General features: G+C 62.7%; 17 protein-coding genes. 10 read left to right on the top strand and 7 right to left on the bottom strand.

Features of this window, described 5'->3' with window-relative positions:
* The first annotated feature begins 9 nt into the window (after positions 1-9).
* Both ACX3OW_RS07850 and ACX3OW_RS07845 read left to right on the top strand, forming a co-directional pair.
* On the top strand, positions 10-1095 hold the full coding sequence (locus ACX3OW_RS07850; RefSeq protein WP_459095202.1) for an ABC transporter ATP-binding protein: 1086 nt from the start codon (positions 10-12) through the stop codon (positions 1093-1095).
* Entirely contained in the window at positions 1092-2744 is a 1653-nt protein-coding gene (locus tag ACX3OW_RS07845) for an ABC transporter permease (RefSeq protein WP_459095201.1), read from the top strand. Before ACX3OW_RS07850 ends, ACX3OW_RS07845 begins: the two co-directional genes overlap by 4 nt.
* A 39-nt stretch (positions 2745-2783) precedes the next feature.
* Here the strand turns inward: ACX3OW_RS07845 and ACX3OW_RS07840 are convergent, their stop codons facing one another.
* Positions 2784-3365 (bottom strand): TetR/AcrR family transcriptional regulator, encoded by a 582-nt coding sequence (locus tag ACX3OW_RS07840; protein WP_459095200.1) that lies wholly within the window; start codon positions 3363-3365, stop codon positions 2784-2786.
* A gap of 117 nt (positions 3366-3482) precedes the next feature.
* On the opposite strand from ACX3OW_RS07840, the gene ACX3OW_RS07835 reads away from it, so the two are divergent.
* Positions 3483-4478 (top strand): LLM class flavin-dependent oxidoreductase, encoded by a 996-nt coding sequence (locus ACX3OW_RS07835; protein ID WP_459095199.1) that lies wholly within the window; start codon positions 3483-3485, stop codon positions 4476-4478.
* Here ACX3OW_RS07835 and ACX3OW_RS07830 read toward each other — a convergent pair.
* From ACX3OW_RS07830 to ACX3OW_RS07820, 3 genes are read right to left on the bottom strand one after another with little or no spacing between them, the layout of a single operon-like run.
* Positions 4462-5277: a DeoR/GlpR family DNA-binding transcription regulator gene (locus ACX3OW_RS07830; RefSeq protein WP_459095198.1), complete on the bottom strand. Its 816-nt coding sequence runs from the start codon at positions 5275-5277 to the stop codon at positions 4462-4464. The two genes, ACX3OW_RS07835 and ACX3OW_RS07830, sit on opposite strands and share 17 nt — an antisense overlap.
* Positions 5274-6290 carry a hypothetical protein gene (locus tag ACX3OW_RS07825; RefSeq protein ID WP_459095197.1) on the bottom strand — a complete coding sequence of 339 codons (1017 nt, stop codon included), beginning with the start codon at positions 6288-6290 and terminating at the stop codon, positions 5274-5276. The genes ACX3OW_RS07830 and ACX3OW_RS07825 overlap by 4 nt, the downstream gene beginning before the upstream one ends.
* A 45-nt stretch (positions 6291-6335) precedes the next feature.
* On the bottom strand, positions 6336-7325 hold the full coding sequence (locus tag ACX3OW_RS07820; RefSeq protein ID WP_459095196.1) for an extracellular solute-binding protein: 990 nt from the start codon (positions 7323-7325) through the stop codon (positions 6336-6338).
* Positions 7326-7455: 130 nt separating this feature from the next.
* Between ACX3OW_RS07820 and ACX3OW_RS07815 the strand changes: the two genes are divergently transcribed.
* Entirely contained in the window at positions 7456-8517 is a 1062-nt protein-coding gene (locus ACX3OW_RS07815; RefSeq protein ID WP_459095195.1) for an ABC transporter ATP-binding protein, read from the top strand.
* A 5-nt stretch (positions 8518-8522) separates the two neighbouring features.
* The gene (locus ACX3OW_RS07810; RefSeq protein WP_459095194.1) at positions 8523-10163 is read left to right on the top strand and encodes an ABC transporter permease; all 1641 of its coding nucleotides are present in this window, start codon (positions 8523-8525) and stop codon (positions 10161-10163) included.
* A gap of 13 nt (positions 10164-10176) precedes the next feature.
* On the opposite strand, the gene ACX3OW_RS07805 is transcribed toward ACX3OW_RS07810, so the two are convergent.
* Positions 10177-10863 carry a 4-carboxy-4-hydroxy-2-oxoadipate aldolase/oxaloacetate decarboxylase gene (locus ACX3OW_RS07805; protein WP_459095193.1) on the bottom strand — a complete coding sequence of 229 codons (687 nt, stop codon included), beginning with the start codon at positions 10861-10863 and terminating at the stop codon, positions 10177-10179.
* 56 nt (positions 10864-10919) lie between these two features.
* The gene (locus ACX3OW_RS07800; RefSeq protein ID WP_459095192.1) at positions 10920-11615 is read right to left on the bottom strand and encodes a fumarylacetoacetate hydrolase family protein; all 696 of its coding nucleotides are present in this window, start codon (positions 11613-11615) and stop codon (positions 10920-10922) included.
* Positions 11616-11975: 360 nt separating this feature from the next.
* Here ACX3OW_RS07800 and ACX3OW_RS07795 point away from each other — a divergent pair, with 360 nt between their 5' ends.
* From ACX3OW_RS07795 to ACX3OW_RS07780, 4 genes are read left to right on the top strand one after another with little or no spacing between them, the layout of a single operon-like run.
* Positions 11976-13010: an ABC transporter substrate-binding protein gene (locus ACX3OW_RS07795; RefSeq protein ID WP_459095191.1), complete on the top strand. Its 1035-nt coding sequence runs from the start codon at positions 11976-11978 to the stop codon at positions 13008-13010.
* Positions 13007-13816: an ABC transporter ATP-binding protein gene (locus ACX3OW_RS07790; protein ID WP_459095190.1), complete on the top strand. Its 810-nt coding sequence runs from the start codon at positions 13007-13009 to the stop codon at positions 13814-13816. Before ACX3OW_RS07795 ends, ACX3OW_RS07790 begins: the two co-directional genes overlap by 4 nt.
* Positions 13813-14676: an ABC transporter permease gene (locus ACX3OW_RS07785; RefSeq protein WP_459095189.1), complete on the top strand. Its 864-nt coding sequence runs from the start codon at positions 13813-13815 to the stop codon at positions 14674-14676. Before ACX3OW_RS07790 ends, ACX3OW_RS07785 begins: the two co-directional genes overlap by 4 nt.
* A 10-nt stretch (positions 14677-14686) precedes the next feature.
* Positions 14687-15421: a GntR family transcriptional regulator gene (locus tag ACX3OW_RS07780; protein ID WP_459095188.1), complete on the top strand. Its 735-nt coding sequence runs from the start codon at positions 14687-14689 to the stop codon at positions 15419-15421.
* Between the two features lie 55 nt (positions 15422-15476).
* On the opposite strand, the gene ACX3OW_RS07775 is transcribed toward ACX3OW_RS07780, so the two are convergent.
* Complete coding sequence (locus tag ACX3OW_RS07775) at positions 15477-16853, bottom strand: FAD-binding oxidoreductase (RefSeq protein WP_459095187.1); 1377 nt, start codon at positions 16851-16853, stop codon at positions 15477-15479.
* Positions 16854-17069: 216 nt separating this feature from the next.
* On the opposite strand from ACX3OW_RS07775, the gene ACX3OW_RS07770 reads away from it, so the two are divergent.
* The gene (locus ACX3OW_RS07770) at positions 17070-18056 is read left to right on the top strand and encodes an AraC family transcriptional regulator (protein WP_459095186.1); all 987 of its coding nucleotides are present in this window, start codon (positions 17070-17072) and stop codon (positions 18054-18056) included.
* Positions 18057-18060 lie beyond the last annotated feature (4 nt).

The raw sequence follows: 18060 nt of genomic DNA, 5'->3' as shown, positions 1-18060 counted from the left end.
AGCGCTCCGGTGACCAGCATCGCGATGCGCTCCCTGCGCAAAGAATATAACGGCCAGGTCGCGATCCCCAGTCTCGACCTGGACATCCGCAACGGCGAATTCTTCACGCTGCTTGGACCATCAGGCTGCGGGAAGACCACTTTGCTGCGCATGATCGCCGGATTCAATTCGATTGAATCCGGCACCATCTCGTTCGACGATGTGGTGATCAATGATCACTCACCCGCCGCGCGCAATATAGGCATGGTGTTCCAAAGCTATGCGCTGTTCCCGCAGATGAGCGCCGGAAAAAACGTCGCCTTCGGCTTGCAGACCCGCAATGTCGAGCGGGCGGAAAGCGCCCGACGGGTGGGCGTGGCGCTTGATCAGGTGCACATGGCGCATCTCAAGGATCGCCTCCCCGGCGAAATGTCGGGTGGGCAGCAACAGCGCGTGGCGCTGGCGCGTGCCCTGGTGATCAAACCGGCCGTGCTGCTGATGGATGAGCCGCTGTCCAATCTCGACGCCAAACTGCGTGTCGAAATGCGCGACACCATCCGCGAAGCCCAGCGCGAGTCCAAGATCACCACGGTTTACGTGACCCACGACCAGGAAGAGGCGATGGCGGTTTCTGACCGGATCGCGGTGATGAATCTGGGCGTGGTGCAACAGGTCGGCTCGCCGGCGGAGATCTACCGCAATCCGGCCAACCGCTTCGTCGCCGAGTTCATCGGCAAGACCAATTTGATCGAGCGCGAACTCCAGCATCGCGACGGCGCGACAGTGCTTGATCTCGGCGATGGCGTTGTGATCGACGTGACCGCGACCATCGACCCAGGGGCAACCGGCCGGGTGCAGATTTCGGTACGTCCCGAAGCTGTGCGGGTGGGCGACGGTGGCCTCAATGCCGAGGTGATGGACGAGACTTTCCTTGGCTCGCACTCGCAAATACGGGCGCGATTGAGCTCGGGCGAAACCGTGGAATTCCTTGAATTCTCTCGTCGCGCCGCCCTCTGGGAGCGTGGTGAAAAGGTCTCTCTGCTGCTCGACACCGCGATGTTGACCTATTTCGATGCCGAAACCGGCGTGTCGATCATGCGGGCAGCAGGCAAATGAAGGGCCCCGGCGACCGCTTTGACGGCTGGACCACGGTGGCGGTCGCGCTTACCGGTGGCTATCTGCTGATGGTGATCTGGCCGCTGATCATGGTCATGATCAGCAGTTTCGCTGGCGGCGGCGAGTTTTCGCTCGCCGGGTTCGAGAAGTTCTTCTCGTCGCGCCTGTATTACGGAACCTTGATCAACAGCATGCTGGTCACCGTCTGCGTGACCGTGCTGGCGCTCGTCGTGGCGTTCCCGCTGGCCTATTTCATGACGATGTTCCGCATCAGCGGCAACCGTACCGTGCAGATGCTGATCCTGGCGTCGATGATGTCGCCGCCCTTCATCGGCGCCTATTCGTGGATCCTGCTGCTGGGCAATAACGGCATGATCACCCAGCTGTTTCAGAGCATATTCGGGGTCAAGCCGCCCAGCATTTACGGTTTTGCCGGTATCGTTCTGGTGCTGACCCTGCAGCTGGTGCCGCTGATCTTCACCTATCTGATGGGGGCCTGGCGCACGATCGACGTGTCCTTGCTGGAAGCCTCGGAGAGCATGGGCGTCACCGGGTGGCGGCGCGCGGTGCAGGTCATCTCGCCTTTGCTGTGGCCCACCGTGCTGGCGGGTAGTCTGCTGGTCTTCGTGCGCGCCTTTGCCGATTTCGGTACGCCGATGCTGATCGGTCAGGGTTTCCGCACCGTTCCAGTGCTCATCTACAGCTCCTTCGTGGGTGAGGTGAGCACCGATAGGAGCTTTGCCGCCGCCGTATCGGTGATTGTCATCGTGGTGACGCTGGGCGTGTTCCTGGTGCAGAAATATCTGGTCGACCGGCAGAAATTCTCCATGACGGCGCTGCGCTCGATCGAACCACGCCGGCTGCCCGGCTGGCGCGGCGTTGCGGCCCATCTCTATGTCTATGGCTTCCTGACGCTGGCGCTGGCGCCGCTGGTGGTCGTGGTCATAAGTTCCTTCCGCAACACGCGCTATGGCCAGTTCGTTGATGGCTTCTCGTTCGAGAACTATCTGGATTCCCAGCGCGACATCCTGCGCTATGTCGGCAACACCTTCGGCATCGGGATTACCGCGCTGGTGATCCTGGTGGCCATTGCCGTGCTGGTTGCCTACCTCACCGTGCGGCGCAAAGGCATGCTCAGCGGCACGCTCGATACCATGACGATGGTGCCCTATGTGGTGCCTGGCCTTGTGATCGGCATCGCGCTGGTGACGGCCTTCAGCCAGGGGCCACTGATCCTGACCGGGACCTTCGCCATCATGGTGATCGCGCTGACGATCCGGCGTCTTCCCTACTCGGTGCGCTCGACGACCGCCCTGATGTACCAGCTCAACCCTAGCATCGAAGAGGCGGCGGTGAGTCTGGGTGCATCCAAATTCCGCACGCTGATGCGGATCATCGTCCCCGCCCTCGCGCCCGGAATCCTTTCCGGGGCGATCTTGAGTTGGGTCACCATCATCACCGAGCTGAGTACGACGCTGTTCCTCTACAACACCTCGACCCAGACCCTGTCGCTCGGCATCTATGCCGAGGTGATCCGTGGCCAGCTCGGCACTGCGGCGGCCCTCTCGACGCTATTGCTCGGGCTCACCATGCTGTCGCTGATCCTGCTGATGCGGCTGCCCGGGGGCCAGAAGGAATTGCGGGTTTGACGCGGAAGACGGTGCGGAACTGAGACGGCGATTACCGGCTCAGTTCCGATAGCCATGCGCAAAAATCGCGTTCAGCCCATGCGCGGTAGCGCCATGGGTTTCAGGCCGATTGAGCACCCAGGCGACGCCAAGCGTGCTCAAAAACAAATCATTGGCCGTCACCGAAGCGCGCGCGCGGCCATGCTGTTGCGCCCGCGCCAGGAACTCGCCAGTGATCCGGACCAGAGCGTCGCAGGACAGCGTCAGGGGCGAGGCGCGCTCCTTGACCGCCGTGAGCACCGGCTCGGGCAACCCGTTAAAGCTGCGCAGATAATGCTGCAGCGCATCCAACCAGGCGGACAGGGCATCGTCGGCGTCGGCGATCTCATGCGCAATCCGGGCCTGCTCGCGTAACTCCGCCTGCCGGTCCTGCAATGCCGCAGCGAGCAAGGCTTCGCGCGAGGGGAAATGCCGGTACAGCGTCCCTGCCCCCACGCCGGCGGCCTTGGCGATCTCCTCCAGCGAGGCATTGACCCCATGCGACGCGAAATGCTGCATGGCAATCTTGAGAACGCGATCGCGGTTGCGCCTTGCGTCGGCACGCAGCCCGGGGGTCTCATCATTCACTGGCTCGATTGTCATGCGGGTCCCCCTGCTGGATTGACACAATATGGAGGCAGCCTCCATATAGCGTCAAGACAAATGGAGGACGCCTCCGCTTGGCCGGAGCCGACTGACCAGATCAGCAAGGAGCGATCCATGACGCCACTATCCATTCTCGAGCTCGTCCGCGTGACCGAAGAGACCGACGCCAAGGGCGCGCTGGACAATGCCCGCGACCTGGCGGCCCATGCCGAACAATGGGGCTATAACCGCATCTGGGTCGCCGAGCATCACAACATGCCCGGCATCGCTAGCGCGGCCACCTCGATCGTGCTGGCCCATATCGCGGCCGGCTCAAAAACCATCCGTGTGGGTGCGGGCGGCATCATGCTGCCCAATCACGCCCCCTACATCATTGCCGAGCAGTTCGGCACGCTGGAGCGGCTGTTTCCGGGTCGCATCGATCTCGGGCTCGGCCGCGCGCCGGGCACGGACCAGCTCACGGTCAGAGCCTTGCGCCGCGATCCCCAAAGCGCCGAACGTTTCCCCCAGGATGTGCTCGAATTGCAGGCATTCCTGGCGCCGGCAGGACCCGGGCAGCGCATCGAGGCGGTTCCGGCTGCGGGCAGCAATGTCCCGCTCTGGATTCTCGGATCGAGCAATTTCGGCGCCATGCTGGCGGCCGAACTCGGCCTGCCCTACGCCTTCGCTTCCCATTTTGCCCCCGAACTGCTGCTGCCGGCGCTGGAGATCTATCGCAGCCGGTTCAAGCCCTCGGAACAGCTCGAACGCCCCTATGCCATGGTTGGCGTCAATATCATTGCCGCCGAAACCGACGCGGAAGCGCGCCGGCTGGCGACCACCCAGCAAATGTCCTTCGCCAGCATGCTGCGCGGCACGCGCGGCCTGAGCCAGCCGCCGATCGAGGATATCGAAAGCTATTGGTCGCCGGCGGAAAAGGCGCAGGCCTCACGCATGCTGGCCCGCTCCATCATCGGATCGCCGCAGACCGTTGGCGCGGGTATTGAGGCGCTGGTCAAGGAAACCGCAGCCGACGAGCTGATCGTCGTTTCGGACGTGTACGACCATGCGCAAAGACTGCAGTCGTTGCAGCTCATTGCCGAAGCGGCCGGCATCACGGCAGGGCGATAACGCGCAGGTGGGACAGCACGGCAGGATCATCGAAGCGGTCGGTCGGATCGCCATTGGTGATCAGCACGTCAATATCGGCCAGCCTGGTCACCTGATGCGGCGCCTGGCGGTTGAACTTGTCTTGGTGCGCCACCAGAATGACCCGGCGGGACTGGGGCAGAATATCGCGCACCAGATCGACCTCCATCGGATCGAATTCCAGCACCGCGCCATCGCGATCAATGGCGCTGGCGCCGATGATGGCAATATCGAATTTGAAGCGCTGGCGGTTGGAATCGGCCAGCGTCAGCACTGAGGAATCCTTGTTGCGCACATAGCCGCCATAGACATAGACGGTGGCGTCGGTCTTGAGCGCGCAGGAATAGGCCACTTCCAGATTGGGCGTGGCGATCAACACGCCGGGATGGCGAGCCAGGATTTCGTGCAGGGCGTGAAACGTGGTGCCCAGCCCGACAAATACCGTGGCATTTGGCACCAGGAATTCCTCCAGCGCCGCCACCAGCCGCTGCTTGACCGCGACCTGCACCGTCTGCCGCTCATTGTAGGAATGATGGGCGACGCCGGGCGAGGCAAAGGCGCCGCCAAAGCCCTTGACCAGCAGGCCCTTGGTTTCGAGCAGGCGCAAATCGCGGCGGATCGTCTGGCTGGTCACCTCAAACCGAACCGCCAGATCGGCCACCGAGGCGGCGCCATTGGTGCGCACGGCTTCGAGAATGGCGCTCTGCCGCTCCCCCAAGCGCGTGCCGCCACCGCGCGCCGGTGTCGGACTGGCATTTTCGGGGGACGGATGACCACTCATTTCAGGCGAATACCGAGATAGCTGCGGTCGTCGGTCAGCATGGTGGCAGTGGTGCCCTTGGTGCTCATATAGCGGCCGATCTTGTGCGGATCTTCGGCCTCCACTTCGGCAAATCCGGCCTCCCAGGCGGCAACGCCAAAGCCCTCTCCCAGCTTGAAATAGCCATCCGAGAACAATTCGATGGTGTCGATATCGGCCAGTGCGTAGCTGCGGGTTTCGATGAAGCGCGACGGCACGGCAAAGCCGTCAAGCCCGCCATAGCCCAAAGCCGGTTCGGTGAGGTTCTGAAAATCGCCTTGGCCATGCGAGATGCCGTGCTGGATCAGCTTGAGCAGTTCGACGTCGGGTACAGCGGGAAGGTGCGCCCGGCAGGCGGCCAGGGCTCGCTGCTCGATGGCGGCGATCACGGTGGGATCGGCGGTCGGTGTGCCGGCGGTTTGATTGCGGGTGCCCTGCCAAGTCATGGCGGCGGCCTGCCGGTCGGCTTCGGCAAGGGAGCGACCCAATGCCTCAAAATAGTGCCAGGTCTCGCGGCGCAGAATGGCGGTGACATCGTCGAGGGGCTTCAGCACCTGCAACACGTCATCACCATTGATGCGGATGCCGCTATCACCGACCGCGACGATCTCGAGCCGCTCGCCCAGCTGGAACGCAGCCATGACGGTGCAACCGGCGCGCAGCTTCCAGTCGGCGGTGACCGCGTCGAGCGCGCCGTGATCGACATAGCCTTGGTGGATGGCGGCGCTGAGATAGGCGATCAGATGCTCGCCGCCCTGAAATTGCAGGTCGGGCCGATCGGGCTGGCCCTGCGCCAGGATGAATTTTTCCAGCGCCCGCCGCACGGTGCGCGAGGCGTAGCGGCCGGACAGCATGCCGCCATAACGGGTGCCGTTGCGGTCGGTTACGCCGTCGATAACGGCGTAACCGAGGTCAGGCATGATAACGAGGCTGTCTTCATTGGCTTCTGGGTGGCCAATTTTCTTGCCTAGCGTGAACGCTTCGAGCTGCCTCATACCAACCTTCTTGTCGTCATTCGTTTAGTCGAGGATGGCTGGCGATTATTCGCCGATAGCCGTCCGCCATTTGGCCAGCACCGCTTCGGCCCCGCCGAAATCGGAGAGCGGCTTGACGTCGACCAGCGTCAGGTCAGCCAGGTTTGGCGTACCGGCCGGGCCGGCCACATCGAGACGCACCGAACGGCGGCCGATATCCATGGCCAGCTTTTCCTGGGTCGATTTTGACATGGCCCAATCGATGAAGGCCTTGCCGCCTTCGGGATTGGGGCCGCCCTTGACCAGCGCGACGCCATCGGGCGTTGCGGCAGTGCCATCGGTCAGGTGTACGATGGCCATCGGCGCACCGCCCTGGACATATTCCAGCGCATTGTCTTCCAGTGTCAGGCCCATCGAGGCTTCGCCATCGGCCACGAAGCGCGGCACGGCGCCCGAGCTGTCGGCGAAGACGAAGTTCTTGGCGATGGCGGCATATTCATCCCAGCCCTTGTCGCCGAACACCGTCAGCACGGTGGTCAGCTGCTGCATGGCCGAGCCCGAACCATCGGCGCGGGCCGAGGCGATCTGGCCGTGCCATTTGGGATCAGCCAGTTCGGCCCACGTCTTGGGCGCGGTGTCGAGCGGCTGCAGATCGGTGTTGACCGCCAGCACGTAAACCACGGCGGTGTAAGATGTCCAGGACGGGTCGCTGATGAACTGCGGATCAATCTTGTCGAAATCGGCCGGGGTATAGGGTTCGAGCTTGTCGGCCAGTTCGGTCAGCGAGCTGCCCGAAATCGACCAGATCACGTCGGCGGCGGGGGCGCCGGCTTCGGCATTGGTGCGCTTGGCGATATCGCCGGAGCCGAGCTTGACCACTTCGGCCTTGAGCCCGGTTTCCTGCTCGAAAATCGGCAACAGAGTGTCGACGATCGAGGATTTATGGGCGGTATAGATCACCACCGAGCCGGACTGCGCCAGTGCCAGCCCAGTCAGGCTGGTCGAGGCAATTAGCGCCGCGGACAGGGTGAGAAATGTACGTTTGCGAATGTTCAAGGCACGTCCTCCCGTTCGTTTTGGATCATTTTGAGATCAGCGCGATCCTGAACCGCGCAGAAAAATGTTGCAATACGAAAACTATGCCTGTTCTCTGGCGGCAGAGGCAAACTGCCCGGGGGAGCGTTGCATGAGCTATCTGACCGTCACCAATGCCATCAAGCAGTTCGGTGCCGACTTCATGGCACTGGGCGGGGTGTCGATTGCGGTCGAACGCGGCGAGTTCTTTACGCTGCTGGGGCCGAGCGGTTGCGGCAAGACCACGCTGCTGCGCTCGATTGCCGGCTTTAACGATCTGACCTCGGGCGAAATCACGCTCGACGGGGCGAATCTGCGCCAGGTGCCACCGCATAAGCGCGACATCGGCATGGTGTTTCAGGACTATGCGGTGTTTCCCCATCTCAGCGTCTTCGACAATGTCGCCTTCGGGCTGAAGCCGCGCAAAGTGCCGCCGGCCGAAATCCAGACAAGGGTGACCGAGGCGCTGGCGGCGGTGCGGCTGGGCGCCATGGCCGAGCGCCTGCCGGCGGCCATGTCGGGCGGCCAGCAGCAGCGCATCGGGCTGGCCCGCGCCATGGTGATCAATCCGCAACTGCTGCTGATGGATGAGCCGCTATCCAATCTGGACGCCAAGCTGCGTATCGAACTGCGCGAGGAAATCCGCGACATCCAGAAACAGGTCGATATCGCCACCATCTATGTGACGCACGACCAGGAAGAGGCGCTAGCGATCTCCGACCGCATCTGCGTGATGAGCGCCGGCAAGATCGAGCAGATCGGCACGCCGCAGCAGATTTACGGCGATCCGCAGACGCGGTTCGTGGCCGAATTCGTCGGCACGCTCAATAGTTTTTCCGACAATGATATCTTCAAGGCGGTGCTGGACCAGCTCAAGCTCTCGGCACCAAATGCGTCATGGGCCGCGCGGCCGGAGCGGCTGGGGTTGGGAGAGGCCGGTGCCGGCAGCACGGACGGCGTGGCGGCGGTGCCCGGCACGGTGGAGAAATACACCTATCTCGGACGCGAGGCGCATGTGCTGGTCAAGACCGAGATTGGCGATCTGGTGGTGCATGTCTCCAATCCGGGGATCGAGGCGACACGTGGCGCGGGCGAGCCGGTCAGCGTGTTGATCGAGCGCAGCGCGCCGATGGCGTTCGACGCCGCCGGCAAACGCCTCGCGACCGGGGAGTGAGCCTCATGCCGCGTTTCAATTTCTGGACCGGCGTCATGATCTGCACCTGGTTGCTGCTGATCGGGCTGCTGTTCGTGCCGGTGGGCAATGTGCTGCTGTCGAGCCTGTTCGACCAGTCAGGCAATTTCACCTTTGCCAATTATCTGAAATTTCTGGGGGAATCCCGGTTCCACAATGCCTTCATCAATACGCTGGTGGTGGGCTTTGGCGGCTTGATCGGCGCGCTGCTGCTCGGCTCGATCATGGGCTTTTGCGTGTCGCGCTTCGAAATTCGCGGCGGCAAATTCGTCTCGCTGCTGGCGATTCTGGCGCTGGTGTCGCCGCCCTTTATCGGGGCCTATTCCTGGATCGTGCTGTTCGGCGCGGGCGGGGTGGTGCGCGGGGCCTTGCGCGACATCGGCATCAATATGCCACCGGTCTATGGCGTGGGCGGCATCCTGATGGTGTTTTCGCTCAAGTTTTACCCTTACGTCTACCTGATGGTCTCGGGGGCGCTGAGCAACGTCAACCGCTCGCTGGAGGAAGCGGCCGAGGGGCTGGGGCTGACGCCGTGGCAGCGCACGCTCAAGATTTCCTTCCCCATGGTGTTCCCGGCCCTGTCGGCAGGCGGGCTTTTGGCGCTGATCCATGCCATCGCCGATTTCGGCACACCGCGTCTGCTGGGCCGTGGCTATAACGTGCTGGCGACGGAGGCCTATACGCTTTATTCTGCCGAAGTCGGCTCCAACATGTCGATGGCCACCACCATCTCGGTGGTGCTGATCCTGGTGTCGATGGTGTTCGTGCTGCTGCAGCGCTACATGTCGCGGCGCAATGTCTATCATGGCAACATGATCAACAAGCCGATCCGCATCAAGCTCAAGGGCTGGCGCAATGTGCTCGCCCATGTCGCGGTCTATCTGATCGGGCTGTGCGGAGCGACGCCGGTGATCGTCTCGGTGATCTATTCGTTCCGCAAGACAAATGGCCCGGTGTTTCAGCCCGGCTTCGCGCTGCAGAGCTATGAGCGCATCCTGTTCAATCTGGGTGACGTGATCCGCAACTCGCTGACATTTTCGATCAGCGCGGTGGTGCTGATCGTCATCGCCGGCACGCTGATCGGCGTGCTGGTGTCGCGGCGCACCAATCTGAACACTTCGGTGCTCGATGGCGCCTTCATGATCCCCTATGTGATGCCCGGCATCGTCATCGGCATCGCCTTCATCGCCGCCTTCAATACCGGCCCCATCGTGCTGACCGGCACGGCGGCGATCATCGTGCTGTCGATCTTCATCCGCCGGCTGCCTTATACGGTGCGGACCACGGCTTCCTCACTGCGGCAGATTTCGCCCAGCATGGAGGAAGCGGCGGTGTCGCTGGGCTACAGCCCGTTCCAGGCCTTCCTCAAGATCACCGTACCGCTGATCATTCCGGGCATCATCGCCGGCGGCATGCTGAGCTTCGTCACCGCGATCAACGAGCTATCGTCGTCGCTGGTGCTCTATGTCGGCAGCACCATGACCATGCCGGTGCGCATCTACCTGCTGATTCTGGACGGCGATTTCGGTACGGCCGCCGCGCTATCGACGGTGTTGTTGGCGATGAGCGGGCTGGCCGTCTATATCGCCTTCCGCTTCATGGGGAGAAATGAGCAGGCATTGCTCTGAGAGCGGCTGGCCGCTAATCCGGGCTGCGGTCGCGATCCTTGTCGATCAGCGCCTGCAGTCCCGCCCGCAGGTTCAGCAGATCCAGCGTCGTCGCGCCGTCCCGCAACGCCTGCCGCAGGTCAGCCTCCTTGGCCTCGCGCGCCGCGCACGCCGCCGCCGCGCTGGCAATCTCGCGGCGTGGGACGACGACCAGGCCGTCCTCGTCGCCCAATATTGCGTCACCCGCCGCGACCAGCACAGCGCCGAACCGCAGCACTTGGCCAATCGAGCCCAGCTGCGCCTTTTCGGTGCCCACAATGGAGGCGCCGCGGGCAAATACCGGAAACCCCAGCGCCTTGATCGCGCTCAAGTCGCGCACGCAGCCATCGATCACCAGACCGGCAATGCCCTTGGCGAGACAGGCGGTGGCCAGCACATCGCCGAAGGGGCCATCATCCATCGAGCCCTCGTGGTCGACCACCAGGATATCGCCCGGCTGCGCCTCGGCGATCGCCACATGCAGCATCAGATTATCGCCGCGCGGACAAAACACTGTCAGCGCCGGCCCACATAGCCGCATCGCGGCGTCGATCGGCTTGATAGATCCGGGCAGCGCGCCGCGCTGCCCGATCGCTTCATGAATGGTGGCCGAGGAAAATTGCCCCAGTTCCGCCAGCGCATCGCGTGCCGGACGCTCAAAGCCGAAGTCAAAGCTCACCATATGCCAGCGCCCTCAATCGAGCGGATCGCCGCTGGGCAGCGACCCGCCCTGCCCGCTTAGGCGGCGTTTTCGCCGATATGGATCGTCAGCGGCGCCAGTTTGTCGATGGTGCCGACCAGCACGTCGCCAGTCTTGACCGGGCCGACGCCGTGCGGCGTGCCGGTCAGGATGATGTCGCCGGCCTTCAGCTCAAAATAGTTCGAGAGGTTGGCGATGATCTCGGGCACGGTCCAGATCAGCAGGTTCAGGTCCGAATCCTGGGTCGCCTTGCCGTTGACCGTCAGCTTGATATTGCCGCTGGCGATATGGCCGACGCTTTCGACGGTCGAGAGCGCGCCCACCGGGCAGGATTCATCAAACGATTTGGCCACTTCCCAGGGGAGGCCGCCGCCCTGGATATCGCGGCGCGTCATGTCGAGGCCTACGCCATAGCCGTAGATATGGTCGAGCGCTTCGGCGGCGGGGATGTTGTAACCGCCCGATTTCAGCGCCACGACCATCTCCATCTCATGGTGATAATCGCCCGTCATCGTCGGGTAGGCGACGGTCGCGCCGTCCAGCACCACCGAGTCAGTTGGCTTCTGGAAGAAGATCGGCGGATCGCGGTCCTCGCTGCCACCCATTTCGCGCACATGGGCCACGTAGTTCCGCCCGACGCAATAGACGCGGCGCACCGGAAACCGGTCGCTGCTGCCGGCCACGGGAATGCTCACCTGTTCGGGAGCGTCGATCACAAATCCATTTTTTGCCATGGGCAAACCTCCTGCTCGGTTTCGGACTTTGAAAGTCCTTTTCTCGGATATCGATGCTAGATCATCGCGATGAACCAGCCAGAAAATCTATTATCCAGCCTCATTCGAAAAGATATGGATGCGATCTGCGCGCGGATTGCAAGCCAAGAAACGCGGGCTGGCTGCAACTCGCCTACAAAATCTCCCTAAGACCGGCCATTTTATGCGCAATTTCAAGCCATTTTGATACGGCGTGAATCTTTCGCGCCAACAAAACACGCGAGAATGATATATATTTTTGACAGACCCCTCCAATAATGTAGATTGTTGCTCAGCTACGGCTGGCGGGCAACGTCCCGTCCAATTAGGGAGGAAGACTCAATGAAGATGCGTACGGATTTTCGGGCAGCAGTCGGAGCGGCGCTGCTGCTAACCTTGCCTCATCTCGCCGGGGCGGGCGTCACCGCCCAGGCGCAGGACCTGACCGATGTCACCATCGTTATTCCCAACCCATCGGCCATCAACAACTTCGCCCTCTACACGGCTCTCGGCGAAGGCTATTTTGAAGATGAAGGCCTCAACGTCACCGTCGAGACGGTGAACGGCTCCGCCTCGGTGCTGCAGATGATGGCGGCCGGTCAGGCCCAGATCGGCAATCCCGGCGCTGGTCCGGTGCTCAATGCCCGTGCCCGTGGTGAGGACATCGTCTTCATCTACAACAACTTCGCCAAGTCGGTGTTCGGCCTCGTCGTCAAGGAAGAAGCCGCCATCACCGGCCCCGCCGATCTGAAGGGTGCGGTCATCGGCGTCGGCACCGCTGATGGCGCCGAAGTGGGTTTCACCCGCGCCATCATGGCCGGATCCGGCTTTACCGAAGGCACTGACTACGAATTCCTCACCATCGGCGACGGCGGCACCGCCGCGGCTGCGCTGCTCAATGACGAAGTGGTCGCCTATGCTGCCGCTGTCAGCGACGTGGCCATCATCGAGTCGCGCGGCATTGACCTGCGCGAAATCACCCCCGAAGCCTACCTCGCCTATTTCGGCAATGGCTGGGCCGCTACGCACGCCTTTATCGAGCAGAGCCCCGCCGTGATCGAAGGCTTCGGCAAGGCCTATGTCCGGGCTAACAAGTTCGCCCTCGATCCCGCCAATCGCGATGCCGTCCTGGCCCATGCCGCTGCCGGCAACCCCCAGGAAGGCGAAGACAAGGCCTTCGCCGACAACCTGCTGACCGCCATCATGGGTCGCACGACGCTTGATGATCCGGCAGCGCTGTGGGGTTACCAGCCGCCCGAGCATTGGGCACTGTGGCATCAGAGCCTGCTTGATACCGGTGAACTGACCGCACCCCTGCCTGACCTGAACGCCGTCTATACCAACGACTTCGTCGAAGTCTGGAACGCAGCCGAATGATTGCGGCGACAACAAATAATGCGCAGGTTGGCCCTTTGGGCCGACCTGTCTACCAGTTGCGCAACGTGGCCAAGAGCTACATCCGCCGCAAGCTGCACGCGCTTGACACGGTCGACCTGACGCTGACCGAGGGCAGTTTCTCCTCCGTCATCGGCCCCTCGGGCTGCGGCAAGTCCACCTTGCTCAAGATCATGTCGGGCCTGGTGCCTCCTTCGCAGGGCAGCGTCGTGCTCGAAGGCACGCCGGTGACCGGTCCGCGCAGCGATATCGGCATGATGTTCCAGCAGGCCACGTTGTTTCCCTGGCGCACCACGCTGCAAAACGTCGTGCTGCCGATCGAAATTCGCGATGGCAAGGCGGCCGCGGCCCGCAAGCACGAAGCAGCGAGCGACTTGCTCGACCTCGTCGGGCTCAAGGGCTTCGAAAATGCCTATCCGAACGAACTTTCCGGCGGCATGGCCCAGCGCGCGGCGATCTGCCGGATGCTGGTCACCGAGCCGGCGGTTCTGCTGCTCGATGAACCCTTCAGCGCGCTTGATGAATTGGCGCGCGACTTCATGAATATGGAATTGCAGCGCATCTGCATGGCCCGCAATGCCACCGCCTTCCTGGTGACCCATTCCATCCAGGAAGCGGTGATCCTGTCGGACGTGGTCTATGTCATGTCGCCACGCCCCGGCCGGTTCGTCGAAGCGGTCACCATCGACCTGCCCCGCCCGCGAACCCTCGATATGATGAGCGAGCCCCGCTTTGGCGCCTATGTTCAGCGCATAAGGGCCCGGCTCGACCAAGGAGCGTTCATATGACCGACATTGCGCACGAACAGCAGCCTCCCGTCGCCGACACCGTATGGACCGAGCCGGTCTCCTTTATTGACAGCGTGCCGCGTTCCGTCGCAATGCTGGGGCTCTTCATTATCTTCATTGCGCTGTGGCAGGCCGTGCACGGGTTCAGCATCGTTTCCCCCATCATTCTGCCCTCCCCCTGGTCCACCTTCATGGACATCCTGTTCGTGGGGCAGAACCTGATCACTGGCGGCTATATGCTGCCCGCTCTCGGCATCACCGCGGCCGAGGTCGTCCTCGGCTTCGCCATCGCGCTGACCATCGGCTTTTCGCTCGGCGTGCTGGTGGGTGAGACCAAGTTCGGCGAGCGCGCGGTCATGCCCTATCTGGTCGCCATCGACACCATGCCCAAGATCGCCTTCGCGCCCTTGTTCCTGGGTTGGCTGGGCTTCGGCATCTCCTCCAAGGTCGCCCTGGCCGCCTTCATCGCCACCTTTTCCATCGTTGTCGGCACAGCCGCCGGCCTGCATGCCGCCGAGGAAAATGCCCGCATGCTGTTCAAGACCATGGGCGCTACCCGCCTACAGACCTTGATCAAGATGAAGCTGCCCATGGCCCTGCCGCAGATTTTCACCGGCCTCAAGCTGGCTGCCGTGGGCGTCATGGCCGGCGCCATCACCGGTGAATTCATCGGTGGCGGCAAGGGCTTTGGCGAACTTATCCGTGTCGCCGCCGCCCAGTTGAATACGCCGCGCGTCTTCTCGCTGATTACCTATCTGAGCCTGCTCGGGCTCTCCCTGTTCTGGGGTGTGGTCTGGCTCGAACGCAAACTTGTGTTCTGGCGTCGCTCCAGCCTTGGCGAAGGCCTTTCCGGCCAATGAAAGTGCATCAATGAGCCTTGAATCCACTGCCAAAGAGCACACTGCCGTCGTGGATAATGCCACGGCGGCAACCATCGTTTATCGCAAGCTCCGCCAGGATATCCTGCGCGGCGAGCTGAATCCCGGCCAGAAGCTGCAGATCGAATTTGTCGGCGCCCGCTATGGCGTCGGGGCCAATCCGGTGCGCGAAGCGCTGAACCGGCTGTCCTCCGAACGTCTGGTGGACCGCTTCGACCAGCGCGGCTTCTTCGTGCCGCAACTGTCCATCGACAGCCTGCGCGAGCTGGTCAAAACTCGCTGCTGGCTCGAAGGCATGGCACTGGAACAGTCAATCGCCAACCGGACCCCGGCCTGGGAAGACAATCTGATCCTGGCCCACCACCACCTCGCCCGCACGCGCGTGCGCCTGCCCGAGGAGGATGGCGACAACACCGAATGGGAAATCAAGCACCGGGCTTTCCATAACGCGCTGATTGCTGCCTGCGGCTCGTCCTGGCTCATTCGGTTCTGCAACGACATGATGGATCACGCCGAGCGCTACCGCTACATCGTCATGGTCAGCTATCCCCGGCGCGACACCGACCAGGAACACCGCCTGATGATGGACGCCGCCCTGGACGGCGACGCCGAACTGGCCAAGCAGCGCCTCATCGCCCAATACGAACTGACGCTCCGCCTTATCGAAGAACAGATCGCTGGCCCCGACGGCCAAGGCGCCGCCCTGATGGGCCTGCCGGCGGTATAGGCGAACCATCACCCGCGCCGCCCCCCCGGCGAGGCGGCGCAGGCTCATACCGCGGCTAATGGGCGGGCCGGACGTTTTGGTTGACGTGGAACAAGTTCGTCGGGTCGAACTTTTCCTTCAGCGCAGCGAGCTTGGGATAGTTATCGCCATAGGTTGCGCGCAGCCGGGCTTCGCCTTCGTCATCCATCATGAAATTTGGATAGGCGCCCGCCAGATTGTACGGATGCACGGCTTCCCAATAGCCCTTGGCCCAGCTTTTGATGGCCCCTGCCTGCTTGGGATCAGGGTCGACCCCGGCGATCACCATCGACCAGGTAGCGTCGCGGCAGTTCCAGGCGGCGTCGCTCGAGCCGAGCCGATGCACCGCGCCGTCGATCGGGTAAAGATGCATCAGCGACTGGTCGCTGGGGGCCTTGGATGCATGCGCGATATGGGCATCGATCGCTGCGTCGGGCAGCGATTTGACGAAGTCGCCCTTCCAGTACCACTGCATCCCCGTGGGATAGAGCGCATCGAACATCGCCTGTAGCGCCGGGTATGGCATGTCGCCGGCCCAGTCGAACAGCGGTGTCGGCAATTGCTGGCGGATGGCATCAACCGCCGCCTTGGCGCCCGCGCCACTATGCGCGACCAGCAGGATGCACATCCGCTTGCCCCAATGCTCCTGCGGGAACGGCTCGCCGCTCGGGATGGTTTGCAGGCCCAGCCAGACGCAGAAATCATTGGGCGCAGTGGCCTGGAACTCGCGATACCAGCGCATCACGGTGGCCGCTTCGGAGAGATCGAAAACAATCGGCCCACCATAGACATCCTTGGCCTTATGGGTGCGGAACAGAAAACTGGTCACCACGCCGAAATTGCCGCCGCCGCCGCGCAGCGCCCATAAAAGATCGGGATTTTCCTTTTCGCTGGCGGTGACAAAGCGGCCATCAGCCAGCACCACATCGGCTTCGAGAAGGCTGTCGATGGTCAGGCCGTATTGCCGGCTGAGATAGCCATGCCCGCCATTCAATGTCAGCCCGGCAACGCCGGTGGTGGAAATGATGCCGAAAGGCACGGCCTGGCCGAAAGCGTGGGTGGCATGATCGACGTCGCCGGTGGTGCAGCCGGGGCCGACCCTGACGGTGTGGCCAGCCGGATCCACGCGGACGCCTTTCATCGTCGACATATCGATCACCAGACCTTCATCGACACTGCCAAAGCCGGGGCCATTGTGCCCCCCGCCCCGGATCGCGATGGCGAGCTTGTTCTCGCGGCCAAAATTCACCGCCGATATGACGTCCCCGACATCGGAGCAGCGGGCAATGACCAAGGGTCGCTTGTCGATCATGGCGTTGTAGAGCTTGCGCGTTTGCTCGTAATCGGGATGTCCGGCGTCCAGCACCGCGCCGCGCTGGCTCGCCGCAAAATTGCTGATGGTTTCGGTGTTCATGGCTGTCCTCCCGCAAGCGTATCGCTTGGCGGCGGATGCTAAGCCGGGTCCAGGCATCGGCAAATGGCCGATCGTCCGGTTTTGTTGCTCAGGCGTCTTGCCGCCGGCGACGCAACCCCGCTTATGTGTGCCGCTTGTTCCGGGGCCTGTTGAGGCATATTCTGGATCAAAGGATGGGCCCTGCAGGAGGAAGGGATCAGCCGGAGGTGCAGGCCAATGGATGTTCTCTCCGACGTACTCGCGGCGGTTCGATTGACCGGTGCGATCTTTTTCGACAACACGTTCCACGAACCCTGGGTGGCCGAGGCGCCCAAGGCATCGGCGATAGCGGCGGCGGTCATGCCGATCTCGCAATATGTGTTCTTTTTTCACACGCTTATCGAAGGCTCGTGCTGGGCCGAGCTGACCGACAGCTCCCTCGCGCCGATCCGGCTTCACGCTGGCGATATTGTGGCGTTTCCCATGGACGACGCGCATGCGCTCTGCTCGTCGATCGGGATGCGGGCCAAGCCGGACCTCGCCGTTTATCATAACCCGGTCGACCGGCAGCTGCCCTATATCGTCAACGATGGCTCCAATGCCGGAACCTGCCGCTTCATCTGTGGCTATCTTGGTTGCGATATCCATCCGTACAACCCGTTCATCAGCTCACTGCCGCGCGTGCTGCACGGGCGAGGCACCGCAGCGCAAGGCTGGCTGGCGCAGCTCGTGCACCATGCCGTTTCCGAAACCCAGAGCGAGCGTCCGGGTGGTGAAACGGTGCTGGCCAAGCTGGCCGAATTGCTCTTCGTGGAAGTCTTGCGCGACTATGTCGATACCCTGCCGATGGACTCGCGGGGCTGGCTTTCGGGCCTACGGGACCCGCAAATTGGCCAGGCTTTACGCCTGATCCACGGTCGGCCCGCTGACGATTGGTCACTCGAAAGTCTGGCGCGGGCCGTCGGCCTGTCCAGATCCGTTTTTGCCAGCCGCTTCACGCATTATTCCTGCGTCTCGCCGATGCAGTATCTGGGGCGCTGGCGCATGCAGCTGGCGGCAAGACGGCTGGAGAGCGCCGGGATCAGTATCGCGCAGGCCGGAGCCGAAGTCGGCTACGAGTCAGAAGCTGCCTTCAATCGCGCCTTCAAGAAGGTCGTCGGCTTGCCGCCCGGTGCCTGGCGCAAGGGGCGCCTAGCGTCGTCTGCAACCATTCAGATGCTGTGACTGC

It is taken from the genome of Devosia sp. A449 (genome assembly GCF_054489375.1).
Note: the sequence above shows the minus strand (reverse complement) of the source record. Positions and strands in the feature narration are given on the sequence as shown.